This window comes from Shewanella sp. TC10, from assembly GCF_009663145.1.
Classification (GTDB): Bacteria; Pseudomonadota; Gammaproteobacteria; order Enterobacterales; family Shewanellaceae; genus Shewanella.
Window position 1 is genome coordinate 1 of the sequence record NZ_VKHR01000063.1, and the last position, 12,663, is coordinate 12,663.

Sequence of the window (12,663 nt, forward strand, 5' to 3'; positions counted from 1 at the left end):
KSTTGWTATTCAACCTATGATGTACCTAGCACTATCTTACGACCATCGTATTGTTGATGGCCGTGAGTCAGTTGGATTCTTGGTTGCTATTAAAGACTTCCTTGAAGACCCAACACGTCTATTGCTTGACCTTTAAGAGTCAACTAGACAGTACCCTCGTAGCTGGCTCAAACGAGCCAGTAGGATTTTTTAAGAAGTATATGGATAGATCATCATGAATTTGCATGAGTATCAGGCAAAATCCTTATTTGCCGAATATGGTTTACCAGTTTCTGAAGGCTTCGCTTGCGATACAGCCCAAGAAGCGGTAGAAGCTGCTGGTCACATTGGCGGTAATATGTGGGTTGTTAAGTGTCAAGTACACGCTGGCGGCCGTGGTAAAGCAGGTGGCGTTAAAGTTACCGGCGATAAAGAAGAAATCAGAGCATTTGCTGAAAACTGGTTAGGTAAGAACTTAGTGACTTACCAAACTGACGAAAAAGGTCAGCCGGTTGCTAAAATCTTAGTTGAAAGCTGTACTGATATCGCAAACGAATTATACCTTGGTGCAGTTGTTGACCGTGCAACACGTCGTGTTGTATTTATGGCATCAACTGAAGGTGGTGTTGAGATTGAAACTGTTGCTGAAGAAACTCCAGAGTTGATTCACAAAGCAATCATCGATCCATTAGCTGGTCCTCAGCCATACCAAGCACGTGATCTTGGCTTCAAGTTAGGTTTAAACCCAACTCAAATGAAGCAGTTCACTAAAGTGTTCATGGGTCTTGCAAAAATGTTTGAAGATCATGATTTCGCTTTACTTGAAATCAACCCACTTGTTATCACTGACGAAGGCAACATTCACTGTCTTGATGGCAAAATTGGTATCGATGGTAACGCTTTATTCCGTCAGCCAAAAATCCGTGAAATGCACGATCCATCACAAGATGATGCTCGTGAAGCACACGCAGCTAAGTTTGAACTTAACTACGTTGCACTAGACGGAAATGTTGGTTGTATGGTTAACGGTGCAGGCCTAGCAATGGGTACTATGGACATCGTAAACCTACATGGCGGCAAGCCAGCTAACTTCTTAGACGTTGGCGGCGGAGCAACTAAAGAACGTGTTGCAGAAGCATTCAAAATCATCCTTTCTGATTCAAATGTTAAAGCCGTTCTTGTTAACATCTTTGGTGGTATCGTTCGTTGTGACATGATCGCAGAAGGTATTATCGGCGCTGTTAAAGAAGTGGGCGTTGAAGTACCAGTTGTTGTTCGTCTTGAAGGTACTAACGCTGAATTAGGTCGTGAAGTTCTTGCTAGCTCAGATCTTGATATCATCGCAGCTGTATCATTAACTGATGCTGCTGAGAAAGTTGTTGCTGCTGCGGAGGGCAAATAATGTCCGTATTAATTAACAAAGATACTAAAGTTATCTGTCAAGGTTTCACTGGCGGCCAAGGTACTTTCCACTCTGAGCAAGCAATTGCTTACGGTACAAAAATGGTTGGTGGTGTTTCTCCAGGTAAAGGCGGTCAAGTTCATTTAGACCTTCCTGTATTTAACACTGTTAAAGATGCTGTTGCTGAAACAGGCGCTACTGCTTCTGTTATCTATGTACCAGCTCCTTTTTGTAAAGATGCTATCTTTGAAGCAATCGACGGTGGCATTGAGCTAATCGTTTGTATTACTGAAGGCATCCCTACGTTAGATATGCTTCAAGTTAAAGTTAAGCTTGAAGAAACTGGCGTTCGCATGATCGGTCCTAACTGTCCAGGTGTTATCACTCCTGGTGAAAGTAAGATTGGTATCATGCCTGGTCACATCCACAAGCCTGGTAAAGTAGGTATTGTTTCTCGTTCTGGTACATTAACGTACGAAGCGGTTAAGCAAACTACCGATGAAGGTTTCGGCCAATCTACTTGTGTAGGTATCGGTGGTGACCCAATTCCAGGTACTAACTTCATCGACGTATTGGAAATGTTCCAAAACGATCCACAAACTGAAGCAATCGTAATGATTGGTGAAATTGGTGGTACTGCTGAAGAAGAAGCAGCTGAATACATCAAAGCTAATGTAACTAAACCTGTAGTATCTTACATTGCTGGTGTTACTGCACCAGAAGGTAAACGTATGGGCCATGCTGGCGCAATTATCGCTGGCGGTAAAGGTACTGCTGAAGATAAATTTGCAGCATTAGAAGCGGCTGGCGTAAGCACAGTTCGTTCATTAGCTGACATCGGTAAAGCTTTACGTACTAAAACTGGCTGGTAAATACTAGCGAGTAACATAAAAGGCGCTTCGGCGCCTTTTTTATTGGCTATCAACTGTTAATGATGAAATATTATTCATTTTATTATGTGGTTATTGCTAAATCGACACATCTTGATAAGGTTAGTTTATTACCGTTAAACATGTCATTAGCTCCATTTAATGTCAGAATAATAAAGATTAAGGATAATCGTGTCTCATATAACCCCCGTGATCCCAGCAGTTATTGCTGAAACAGACCGTTTACTCATTCGTCCATTTAATCAGCACGACATAGAAGCTATTTTATTGATGAATAGTAATCCTGATGTGCTTACTTACATCCCACAGTTGCCGTTAAAGAGCCTAATAGAAGCAAAACAGGTATTTAAAGAGGTAATACAGGCTGATTATAACGATAAAGGTTTTGGGCGCTGGGCAGTATTCCACAAAGCTGACAAAAAAGTGATCGGCTTTTGTGGCCCTAAATACATTCCCGAATACGACAAAGTTGAACTTGGCTATCGCTACCTTCCTGAGTATTGGGGGCAGGGAATTGGTACAGAAGCAGCAAAGGCAGTAATGGATACACTTAAGCCAATGTTCAACATAGATGAGGTGATAGCGCTAATTTTGTATGGGAATGTAGGCTCTGAAAAAGTCGCCGTTAACAATGGAATGGTGTTATTTGAGCAAAATGAATACAAAGGCCATAAAGTGAATGTGTACCAAAGAAGGCTGTAATTTATTGTATTGATATTTATATAATATTTAGTTAATTTAGAACATTCAAAATAAAGATAGTCACTCATATTTCTATCTTTTTAGTTATACAAATGATTCAAAATCTCTAAGGAAAGAGTCTTTCGCAATAATGCGAAATAAAGCTAAGGATAAGGATGTTATCTTTTGTGGCTCTTTCTTGTATTTTTACAAGGAATGAACATGATCCAAAAAGGTTTATATTTCACCATACTCACCTCGCTTTCTGTATTATCGACTGCTGCTATTGCCGATGACTATCAACATGATGCTAGTGTTACCTATTACGATCAAACAGAGTCTAGTTCAGATGGCACATTTAAGATTGACTATCGATATTATTTCTCACCAATCAATGACACTAATAAACCATACCTTTTATCGGGTTACTTAGCGCAAACGTCAAATATAGGTGGTGTTTATTCAGGGTTAGGAAACGACTTTGATCAATATGATATTTCTGGAGAATATGTATTTGATTCAAATTGGTTTCTAAAAGCGCAATACGCTAATTTTGAAGCTGATACTAGTTATGAGAATGACAGTTATGGAGTTACGTTAGGTTACTACTTCAATTCATCAAGCTCTTTTTATGTAGAGTATGTTCGTAGTTCTGGTGGCTATGATATCAGTGACTCAGGAGGGTTGAGAAAGTCTGATACTGAGCAAGATAATATTACTTTAGGTGCAGATACTTTCATTCAATTTGATTGGACTGAAGGACTATTTTTGAGCGGTAGATATACTTATAGTGATTATACTATTGATAGCATTTTTGATATGCCTGAATTAATCTTAGCTGACTCTTATAGTGATAGTAACTCTACTGCTTTAGTTGATGCAGATTGGTACGTCACAAACTCTTGGTCTGTTGGGGCTAGCTACTTTTATGATTTTGATGAAAGTGGTAATGACAACTGGCTGTTGAGCACGGATTATTACTTACCAATCTCAGATAATATTGCAGCCGTGTTTACCGCAGGCAAAGTATTAGATTCTGACATTGATGGCTTTTCTTATAGCATTGGAGTGAATGGCCGCTTTTAAGGTGTTCTTATTCATGTAAAACAAAAAAACCAGCAAATTTGCTGGTTTTTTAATATCTAATTGATCAGTTCAACGGACAGGTTACTCGTCAGCGTGATCACATTCGTCGTTTGTGCAGTGGCCGTATAAATATAAGCTGTGGTGAGTAAGCTTAATGTTATGGCGCATTGCAATCTCATCTTGACGACGCTCGATAACTTCATCTGAGAACTCGATAACCTTATCGCAGGTTAAACAAACAAGATGGTCATGATGTTTTTGAGTCGACATTTCAAATACCGCTTTACCGCTTTCAAAGTGGTGGCGATTCAAAATTCCAGCATCATCGAATTGGTTTAATACACGGTAGACAGTCGCTAAGCCAATTTCTTCTCCAACATCTAGCAGTTTTTTGTATAAATCTTCAGCGCTGATATGTTGGTTTTCAGGGGCTTGCATTAATTCTAGAATTTTGACTCGAGGCAGAGTAATTTTTAATCCTGCTTTTTTGAGTGCTTGATTTCCATCTGTCATTGCTAATCTCTTGATTGCAGAACCTTAACGGTTCGTCCGTGGATAGTTAAGATCATTATATGTGGTGTAATACCAAACTGGAACCTTTCATGATGCTTAATCGACATATATCGGTGAATTTTCTTTCAACATTTCAATAAAACAAGCTGATAAGTTAATTATTGTGCAATAGTCTTACTTATACTAAGGGATTATTGAGTGTATTTGGTATTTATATCACTATAAGTCATAGAGTTGCTCATCTGGCTTTGAGAAGCTAAAGACGGAGCTAGTTGCTTGATGATATGGTATCGACTTCTGGCTTAGTATAATAAAAATAAGGAAATCAGTATGTATCAGCAGATTGTTGTCTTAACTGGCGCAGGTATTTCAGCTGAGTCTGGCATTAAGACCTTTCGCGATCAAGATGGGTTATGGGAACAGCATCATATTGAAGATGTCGCGACACCAGAAGGTTACGCTAGAGATATAGATTTAGTCGAACGGTTTTATAACTGTCGTTGGGAAAATCTTCACAGTGGTGAAGTTCATCCTAATCCCGCTCACGATGCCCTAGCCAAGTTAGAAGCAGAATTTAAGGGTAAATTATTGGTCATTACTCAAAATGTCGACGACTTACATGAACGTGCAGGTTCAAGACGTTTATTGCATATGCACGGTGAACTGTCGAAAGGGCGATGCCCACAGTCATTACAAACATTCGTATTGCGGGAACCTTTCGGTGAAGATAATTGCTGCACTTGCTGTATCCCTGCTAAACGCTTGCGTCCGCATATTGTCTGGTTTGGCGAAATGCCGTTTGGTATGGACAGAATTCATGATGCACTAGATAATTGTGATTTATTTATTGCTATTGGTACTTCTGGAACGGTATACCCAGCTGCGGGTTTTGTTGATAGTGCCAATCACCATGGTGCTCAAACAGTAGAAGTCAATTTAGTTGAAGCTGATAGGCATAGCCAGTTCCAATATCACTTAACGGGTAAAGCAGGTGATATTGTGCCACAATTGGTTGATACAATATTAGCCGGTGAAACAGTTGGGAATCAGTCTTTTAATGAACAACTGGCCAGTGCATTATCAGCCTAATGTGTTTTAGCTTCAATTCAGATGAGATCTTTTTATGGACCTAAAGCAAGGCAAGCTTGCGATTATTATGCGAGGTTTACCTGGTAGTGGAAAATCTCACTGGGTTGATACATATCTTAAGCAACAGGGCGTAGAAAATGCTGTACATATTAAACAGTACGGTTATTTTTCAACTGACAGCTTTTTTGAAAACAATGGTAAGTATCAATTTAATCCCAAATTATTAGGCCAGTACCATCAAGCTAATTTAACCGCTTTTATCAATGCTATGGCCAATAGTGAGCCTACAGTCATATGTGATAACACCAATGTGGCGAAATGGGAGTATATGGCGTATGAGGCGGCGGCCAAGGCTTTAGGTTATCAAGTCAGAGTTGTGCTAATAGGAAATCCAAAAGACAGTCAGCATCAAGAGTTATGCGGTAAAAGAAATCGCCATCAAGTGCCTTTAAATCATATAAAGACTATGGCGAGACTATTCGAAATTGATGAGTAAGTTTGTTTATTAATCATATAAGCAATAAAAAAGGCGCATTAAGCGCCTTTTGTGCATTTATCGCTTTAGACGACTAAAACGAATTTACAGTTATTGTAAATTGATATTGTAAATTGCAAAGCCAAATTCATCTGTTACGTCTTTACGTTTGGTCATTGGTCGAACTTGATATTGCTCTACAAACTTATCTGCGATGTCACTGTCTTGAGTTTCAAAACGGATATCAAGTTTTGTGCTTGAGTCTATTGTCTTAAAAGACCAGTTGTTGTTGGCACTAGGATCAACTTGTCCATCTTCAAGTGACTTATCAGTAATGAATTTAGCCAATGCTTCTCGATTAGTATCGGGGAGTTCCATCACTACAAATTGTGCACCGGTACCCGCAAACTTGCCGCCAAATGCGCGGAAGTTATTAGTGGCGATGATAAATTCTTTTTCGCTAAAGGCTTTACCTGTAACGATAGTGCCATCAGCTTCCGTAAAGCGTAAATCAACAATTCGGTTTGCATCAGCGTTGACCAGCGCACAGTTTCCATCAAATTTTGTTGGTTGGGTGACATCAATTTCATAGCTTACACCATCAATAGCATCGAAATTATAGGTACGATGTGTAGTCCAGTTAATTAAGTATTGGGGGCTCGCTGTATTTGGATCAATTTGATTAAATTGATTGGCGCTGCATTCAAGCCAGTCTTTCACCTCGTTACCTGTTACCTTTAGTGCCACCATTGTGTTGGGGTATAGGTAGAGATCAGCAGCATTTTTGTATGTGAGTTCACCCGCAGCAACCTGAACATAACTGTCAGCATCAGAGGTGGTACTGTGCCGTCCACCTGCTTTAAATGGCGCAGCAGCAGATAAAACGGGAATCCCCTTAAGTGCTGGTATTTTTGCTGCAGCTTTTGTAACAGCTTCAATTTGGGCATTAGCCACGATTTGAACTGTAGGGTCGTCCTGCACTAATGATAAAAAGCTATATATATCAGCTGATGACTTGCCAATCGGCGCGTTGACATAATCAAGAGTTGCTTGATGGTCTTTTTCAATTTTGTCATGGATAGTTGCATCAGCCTCTACAGAGAAACCTTCATGTTTGTCTGATGCTTTAACAAAAATAGGTCGAGCGTGTGACAAACTATCAGTGACGGTCCACTTGCCATCTGCATTGTGTAAAGTTAAATCAATAATACCTAAATTATCACCCCAACGGCCTGGCATAACGGCAGCCACACCATTAATGGTACCTTTTGCTATATCGACTTGAGGGACATTGGCAAATTGCTCGCTTGGAAAGACCGAATGGCTATGGCCAAACATGATGGAATCAATACCATCAACAGTGGTTAACGCCCAAGTTGCATTTTCAGCATTTACATCACCAGGGTTTTCTGACGAGCCAATACCTGAGTGAGGGATTGCAATAATAATATCTGCGCCAGCAGCTTTCATTTTAGGCACATAACGTTGTGCAGATTCGACAATGCCACGAGCAATCACTTTACCCTCAAGGTTTTGTTTGTCCCAAATCTTAATTTGAGGTGGTACAAAGCCGATATAACCAATATTAAGAGGGTGAGATTTACCTTCGTTATCAACAACTGTTTGTTTGCTAATGAAGTAAGGGTCAAATAAAGGTTCACCAGCTTTGATGTCTCTGAAACAATTATCGACTTCACAATAAACATTGGCACTGATGTAAGGGAAGTTTGCTTTTGATGTTGCTTGATCAAGATAGTCTAAACCATAGTTAAACTCATGGTTACCAATGTTGCCAACCGCATAATCAAGCGTATTCATCGCTTTATACGCTGGATGGGTACCTGTGAGTTGGTTTTTTGATTCAAACTCATGGGCGATATAGTCCCCCATAGGGCTTCCCTGAAGTAAGTCGCCATTATCAACCAGTACACTGTTAGACGTCTCAGCACGAGCTTGATGGATCAGTGCAGCTGTTCGCGCTAAACCAATGGTTTTATCTATTTGACCAGTGTAATAGTTAAAGTCCATGATATTGGCATGAATGTCACTGGTTTCCATAATGCGCAAATTAACTTCTATCGTTTGGGTTGTTTCATCGGCTACGCCACATGCTGTAAGACCTAAAGCACTTGCAATTAGGATTGCGAGAAAGTTGTTGTTTAACATATTGGTTGTTTTTCCTGACCACAGAGCTTTTTAGTTTGCTCCATATTGTAATTATGTTTGGTACATATAAATCGGCACGAATAATATAGAAATTACATGACAGTGTTGCGACTAATTCATTATTTTTATCTTAGATCATCAACTTAACATAAGAGCGACTTTGTATAATTCGGCTTGGATTTCATTAGACAGCTGGATGAGTTCTGTAATGAATCACTTAAGTTTTTAAAAAACAAATTTATAAAATAAAAAAGGCGCCGAAGCGCCTTATTGAACGGAAGATTGTTACTTATCTTCTAATAAACCACGACTTCTAAGTAGTGGCTCAATACCCGCATCTTTACCGCGGAATTGACGATACAGATCCATAGGATCGGCGCTACCACCTTTAGATAAAATATTGTCTCTAAATGCTTGCGCTGTGGCTGGGTCAAATATGCCGTTTTCTTTAAACGCTTCAAATGCATCAGCGCCTAAGATATCAGACCATAAATAACTATAGTAACCAGCAGAGTATCCACCTGCGAAAATGTGCGAGAAGTAAGTGCTGCGGTAACGAGGAGCAATTTCTTTAATTAACCCCATATTCGCTAAAGAGTCAGCTTCGAATTTAGCAGCATCATGGACAGTGTTGTCTGTCAGTGTATGCCAATCTAAATCTAACTTGGTTGCCGCCATGTATTCAACCGTAGCAAAGCCTTGGTTAAATTTACTTGCAGCTTGAATCTTTTCAACTAGCTCCTGCGGGATGACTTCGCCTGTTTTGTAATGCTTAGCGAATTGAGCTAACACTTCAGGTTGCGTCATCCAGTTTTCCATTACCTGTGATGGGAACTCAACATAATCGCGTGGTACAGCAGTACCTGCTTGCGATGCATATTCTACGTCAGACAAAATACCGTGAAGGGCATGACCAAACTCATGGAATAGGGTACTAGCTTCATCGAATGTGAGTAATGAAGGCTCGTCACCAGTTGGTTGAGGGTAGTTTAAAACGTTAACAATAATAGGCTTAGAATCAATGCCATTCATATTGTATTGCTTACGGTATGAATTCATCCATGCGCCGCCACGTTTACTGTCACGAACGTAATAATCACCCATAAATACTGCTAAGAAAGAACCATCTTTGTCGTAAACTTCCCATGTTCTAACATCTTCATGATATTTAGGTAAATCAGTACGTTCTTTTACTGTGATACCGAATAAACGATTAGCAGTATAGAAAACACCATCTAAAGTTGCTTCTAATGAAAAGTAAGGGCGTGTTTGTTGCTCATTAAAGCTGTATTTAGCAACACGGATCTGATCTGAATAATACCACCAATCCCAAGCCTCAAGTTTAAAGTCGCCACCTTGGCTATCGATTAATGCTTGCATGTCTTTTACTTCAGCATTGGCTTGTGCAAGTGCTGCTGGCCATACTTTATCGAGAAGACCATACACATTTTCAGGTGTTTTTGCTGTGCGCTCTTCAAGGACAAAATGAGCATGGGTTTTGTAACCCATTAATTCTGCTTTTTCTGCACGTAGAGAGGCGATTTTGGCAAGAATTTTCTTATTATCGTTGGCGTTATCGTTGTTCGCTCGCTCAATATAACCTTTAAAAATAACTTCACGTAAATCACGGTTTTCGGCGTAAGTTAAAAAAGGCGTAATAGATGGGCGCTGCGTGGTAAATACCCACTTGCCATCATGACCACGTTTAGTTGCTGTCGCAGCTGCTGTATCTATAACATCTTGCGGCAGGCCAGCTAAATTAGCTTCATTGTCGATAACTAATTCAAAGGCATTGGTTTCAGCTAATAAGTTATCGCCAAATTCAAGGTTAAGTTTGCCAATTTGCTCATTTAAAGCACGCAAAGTGTCTTTATCTGCAGCAGATAAGTTAGCGCCGCCACGAGTGAAGCTTTTATAGGTGTCTTCAAGTAGTTTTGCCTTAGATGTAGACAGGTTCAAGCTATCTTTTTGTAAGTAAACAGCTTTAACTCGCTTGAATAAATCTTCATTAAGTGAAATGTCATCTCGAGCTGATGACAACATTGGTGACACTTCTTTTGAAATTTGTTGAATCGCAGGATTAGTATGTGCACCGGTTAAATTGTAGAAAACACTGGCAACCTTGGTCAGTAAGGCACCTGAGAATTCCATCGCTTCAATAGTGTTCTCAAAAGTGGGGGCTTCTGGATTAGCAACGATAGCAGCTATTTCAGCTTGTTGAGCTGCAATACCCGCCTTGAACCCTGGTAAATAGTGTTCATCTTTAATTTTATCGAAATCAGGGATTTCCATAAAAGTGCCATATGGCTTAAAGAAAGGGTTATTGGCATTTTGTTCGATAATATTGTTAGCGACAACATTAGGTGCTTGAGTTGTTGTGGTCGTCGTTTGAGCGCTGTCGTTAGCACATGCACTTAACATTAACGTCAGCGCCATGGCTGAAACAAGCGGCTTGAGGGTTAATCCCTTCATATTTTATTCCCTGTTTGCATAAGAATGGTTTAAAAGTGAGCTTTTGAGCGAATTTTGGCTTTAAGCTTCTATATTTTCAATTTGAGCATTTTATATATCATTTTTAGAGGGCGATTTGTGATTATTTTACTTATTTAAAGTCAAAAACTTGTTTTAGTTTGTAACAAAAAATAAAGGGACCTGATTTAACATCAGATCCCTTTAAGCTATTTCAATGGAAGGATGAAGAAATGAAATAGCTTATAAAGCTAACCAACTGAAATTATGGCTTTAAAATTACTTTAACACTCGCATCTACATCGGCTTCATCAATATAACCAATTGCTTTAGGGTTTGAGGCTACAGCAGATTTCATCGCCGATGCACTTGATACTGTTGCTGGTGGGTTACCTTTGCCAGTAAATACTTGCTTAGACCAAAATGCTTTTAGCTGTGAGTCTGACTTGCCGGTAACAGTGCTATGAAACTCAGAGCGAGTAGCATTGCCTTCAGATAGTTCGTAAACAACAGCCGATTTTGAACCTTTTCCTAAGAAAAGTTTTTTAGCATCAGAAGCTGAAATATCTGCCGCACCTGGTGCTCCGATAACAACAACCGCAGCTTGCGCAGTCATCATTGAACAAACGCTAAGCGCTAAAATAGATAATACTTTTTTCATTTTATCGCTCCTTAAAATACGACGTCGAATTGAACGGTATACACTGTAGTGTCATCAAATTCTTGACTGATGTTGGTATCGAAACCACCAGAAGTGTCACCAAAGTCAGTTGCGTGTGTTACGTCAAACTTAAGGGCTAAGTTATCCATAGCATCCCAACGAACACCTGCACTATAAGCAGTACGTTCACCGTTAAAGATTGCTGCATGAACAGGGTTCGTACGCACATCATTATCTTTTGTTTCGTAGTAAGAAGCAGTTACATAAGGAGTAAACGCATTGATACGGTAACCTAAAGTTACATAACCTGCGTCTGAATCTGGGTACTCTTCATCCGTTTCGATACGAGTCCATTCTGCAATCGCTAAGAAAGAGCCATTGTCATAACTGCCACCTAAGCCAACGAATGTGCCAGTTGCATCATTGATATCCAAGATATCAACAGTTACATCAATTGAAATTGGTAAACCTGTTGATGGGTCAATACCGCCGTCTACTGACGTTTGACGTGTTACTGTGCCATCAAGAGTGGCTTGGCCGTATACCGCACGCAAAGTCCATGTTAAATCAGTCCAGTTAACATTTGCGCCGAAAATATTTCCGATATCAATTCCTGAGTCTTCTGACTGACCGCCAAAAGCTTGGATTGTTAGGGTTGAGTCATCAAATTCAATATCGTAACTTGCATCACCACCAGTGTAAGAGGTGAAAGGAACCGCATCATAAACTTCAGAAGGTGGACGCACGAACGGTTGTGCATAGCCTACATCAAGGTAATCAGAGTACATGAATAAAGGAACACGAAGTTTACCAGCGCGAGCCTGAAGGCCGTTTTCAAAACGGTGTGAGATATAAGCCCACTCAGCTTCTACTTCCCAATCATTGCTGCCTTTCATCATTAACTGCATTACAGCTTGTGTCTGATCGGTAATGGCAAATGTTCCTTGAAGACCAAACTTGCTACCGTCATCAAAGTTTGCAGAAGTCGTTGCACCTGCATAACCAGTATTGTTATCTGAGCTGATATAAGCGCCAGTCATAAAGCCATTAAAGCTAAAACGTTCAGTTAAACTTTCAGTTTGAGCAGCTTGCAGCGACTGAACTTGTTGCTCAAGTTTGGCAATTTTTTCATCACTTGTTTCTTCGGCAGCTGCGTAAGCTGGAAGCATCGCTACTGAAATAGCTAAAGGTAGCGCTTTCAAGTTGAATTTCATGGTGTAACTCCTGTTCATCTTATCCCAAGGATATGTAG

At 40.0% G+C, this 12,663-nt stretch carries 12 protein-coding genes; 7 read left to right on the forward strand and 5 right to left on the reverse strand.

What is annotated here, in order from left to right; all coding sequences use genetic code 11:
- The 5 genes from FNZ24_RS17850 to FNZ24_RS17870 all read left to right on the forward strand — a co-directional run.
- Nucleotides 1–136: 2-oxo acid dehydrogenase subunit E2 (locus FNZ24_RS17850; RefSeq protein WP_194945095.1), on the forward strand; the 136-nt coding region annotated here is incomplete at its 5' end.
- 78 nt (nucleotides 137–214) lie between these two features.
- Complete coding sequence (gene sucC / locus FNZ24_RS17855; RefSeq protein ID WP_153916193.1) at nucleotides 215–1,381, forward strand: ADP-forming succinate--CoA ligase subunit beta; 1,167 nt, start codon at nucleotides 215–217, stop codon at nucleotides 1,379–1,381.
- Nucleotides 1,381–2,253 carry a succinate--CoA ligase subunit alpha gene (gene sucD / locus FNZ24_RS17860; protein WP_153916194.1) on the forward strand — a complete coding sequence of 291 codons (873 nt, stop codon included), beginning with the start codon at nucleotides 1,381–1,383 and terminating at the stop codon, nucleotides 2,251–2,253. The genes sucC and sucD overlap by 1 nt, the downstream gene beginning before the upstream one ends.
- Before the next feature lie 189 nt (nucleotides 2,254–2,442).
- Complete coding sequence (locus FNZ24_RS17865) at nucleotides 2,443–2,973, forward strand: GNAT family N-acetyltransferase (RefSeq protein WP_228768540.1); 531 nt, start codon at nucleotides 2,443–2,445, stop codon at nucleotides 2,971–2,973.
- Nucleotides 2,974–3,174: 201 nt separating this feature from the next.
- Entirely contained in the window at nucleotides 3,175–4,038 is an 864-nt protein-coding gene (locus FNZ24_RS17870) for a putative porin (RefSeq protein WP_153916195.1), read from the forward strand.
- 81 nt (nucleotides 4,039–4,119) lie between these two features.
- Here FNZ24_RS17870 and fur read toward each other — a convergent pair whose 3' ends face one another.
- Entirely contained in the window at nucleotides 4,120–4,551 is a 432-nt protein-coding gene (gene fur, locus FNZ24_RS17875; RefSeq protein ID WP_153916196.1) for a ferric iron uptake transcriptional regulator, read from the reverse strand.
- Between the two features lie 330 nt (nucleotides 4,552–4,881).
- Between fur and cobB the strand changes: the two genes are divergently transcribed.
- Nucleotides 4,882–5,640, forward strand: coding sequence for a Sir2 family NAD+-dependent deacetylase (cobB, locus tag FNZ24_RS17880; protein ID WP_153916197.1), 759 nt, complete (start codon nucleotides 4,882–4,884; stop codon nucleotides 5,638–5,640).
- 34 nt (nucleotides 5,641–5,674) lie between these two features.
- The gene (locus tag FNZ24_RS17885) at nucleotides 5,675–6,136 is read left to right on the forward strand and encodes an ATP-binding protein (RefSeq protein ID WP_153916198.1); all 462 of its coding nucleotides are present in this window, start codon (nucleotides 5,675–5,677) and stop codon (nucleotides 6,134–6,136) included.
- A 90-nt stretch (nucleotides 6,137–6,226) separates the two neighbouring features.
- On the opposite strand, the gene FNZ24_RS17890 is transcribed toward FNZ24_RS17885, so the two are convergent.
- From FNZ24_RS17890 to FNZ24_RS17905, 4 genes are all read right to left on the reverse strand, one after another.
- A complete protein-coding gene (locus FNZ24_RS17890; protein ID WP_153916199.1) occupies nucleotides 6,227–8,281 on the reverse strand; it encodes a bifunctional 2',3'-cyclic-nucleotide 2'-phosphodiesterase/3'-nucleotidase in 2,055 nt (684 codons plus the stop codon).
- 285 nt (nucleotides 8,282–8,566) lie between these two features.
- Nucleotides 8,567–10,753, reverse strand: a complete 2,187-nt coding sequence (locus FNZ24_RS17895; protein ID WP_153916200.1) for a M3 family metallopeptidase — start codon at nucleotides 10,751–10,753, stop codon at nucleotides 8,567–8,569.
- A 262-nt stretch (nucleotides 10,754–11,015) separates the two neighbouring features.
- Complete coding sequence (locus tag FNZ24_RS17900) at nucleotides 11,016–11,411, reverse strand: phosphate ABC transporter substrate-binding protein (protein ID WP_153916201.1); 396 nt, start codon at nucleotides 11,409–11,411, stop codon at nucleotides 11,016–11,018.
- 11 nt (nucleotides 11,412–11,422) lie between these two features.
- A complete protein-coding gene (locus tag FNZ24_RS17905) occupies nucleotides 11,423–12,625 on the reverse strand; it encodes a hypothetical protein (protein ID WP_153916202.1) in 1,203 nt (400 codons plus the stop codon).
- Between the last annotated feature and the right edge of the window lie 38 nt (nucleotides 12,626–12,663).

Bases quoted from the DNA above. Each gene is read 5' to 3' on its own strand.
- FNZ24_RS17905 (WP_153916202.1), bottom strand. From the start codon at position 12,625: ATGAAATTCAACTTGAAAGCGCTACCTTTAGCTATTTCAGTAGCGATG.
- FNZ24_RS17895 (WP_153916200.1), bottom strand. From the start codon at position 10,753: ATGAAGGGATTAACCCTCAAGCCGCTTGTTTCAGCCATGGCGCTGACG.
- FNZ24_RS17885 (WP_153916198.1), top strand. From the start codon at position 5,675: ATGGACCTAAAGCAAGGCAAGCTTGCGATTATTATGCGAGGTTTACCT.
- sucD (WP_153916194.1), top strand. From the start codon at position 1,381: ATGTCCGTATTAATTAACAAAGATACTAAAGTTATCTGTCAAGGTTTC.
- fur (WP_153916196.1), bottom strand. From the start codon at position 4,551: ATGACAGATGGAAATCAAGCACTCAAAAAAGCAGGATTAAAAATTACT.
- FNZ24_RS17890 (WP_153916199.1), bottom strand. From the start codon at position 8,281: ATGTTAAACAACAACTTTCTCGCAATCCTAATTGCAAGTGCTTTAGGT.
- FNZ24_RS17870 (WP_153916195.1), top strand. From the start codon at position 3,175: ATGATCCAAAAAGGTTTATATTTCACCATACTCACCTCGCTTTCTGTA.
- cobB (WP_153916197.1), top strand. From the start codon at position 4,882: ATGTATCAGCAGATTGTTGTCTTAACTGGCGCAGGTATTTCAGCTGAG.
- sucC (WP_153916193.1), top strand. From the start codon at position 215: ATGAATTTGCATGAGTATCAGGCAAAATCCTTATTTGCCGAATATGGT.
- FNZ24_RS17900 (WP_153916201.1), bottom strand. From the start codon at position 11,411: ATGAAAAAAGTATTATCTATTTTAGCGCTTAGCGTTTGTTCAATGATG.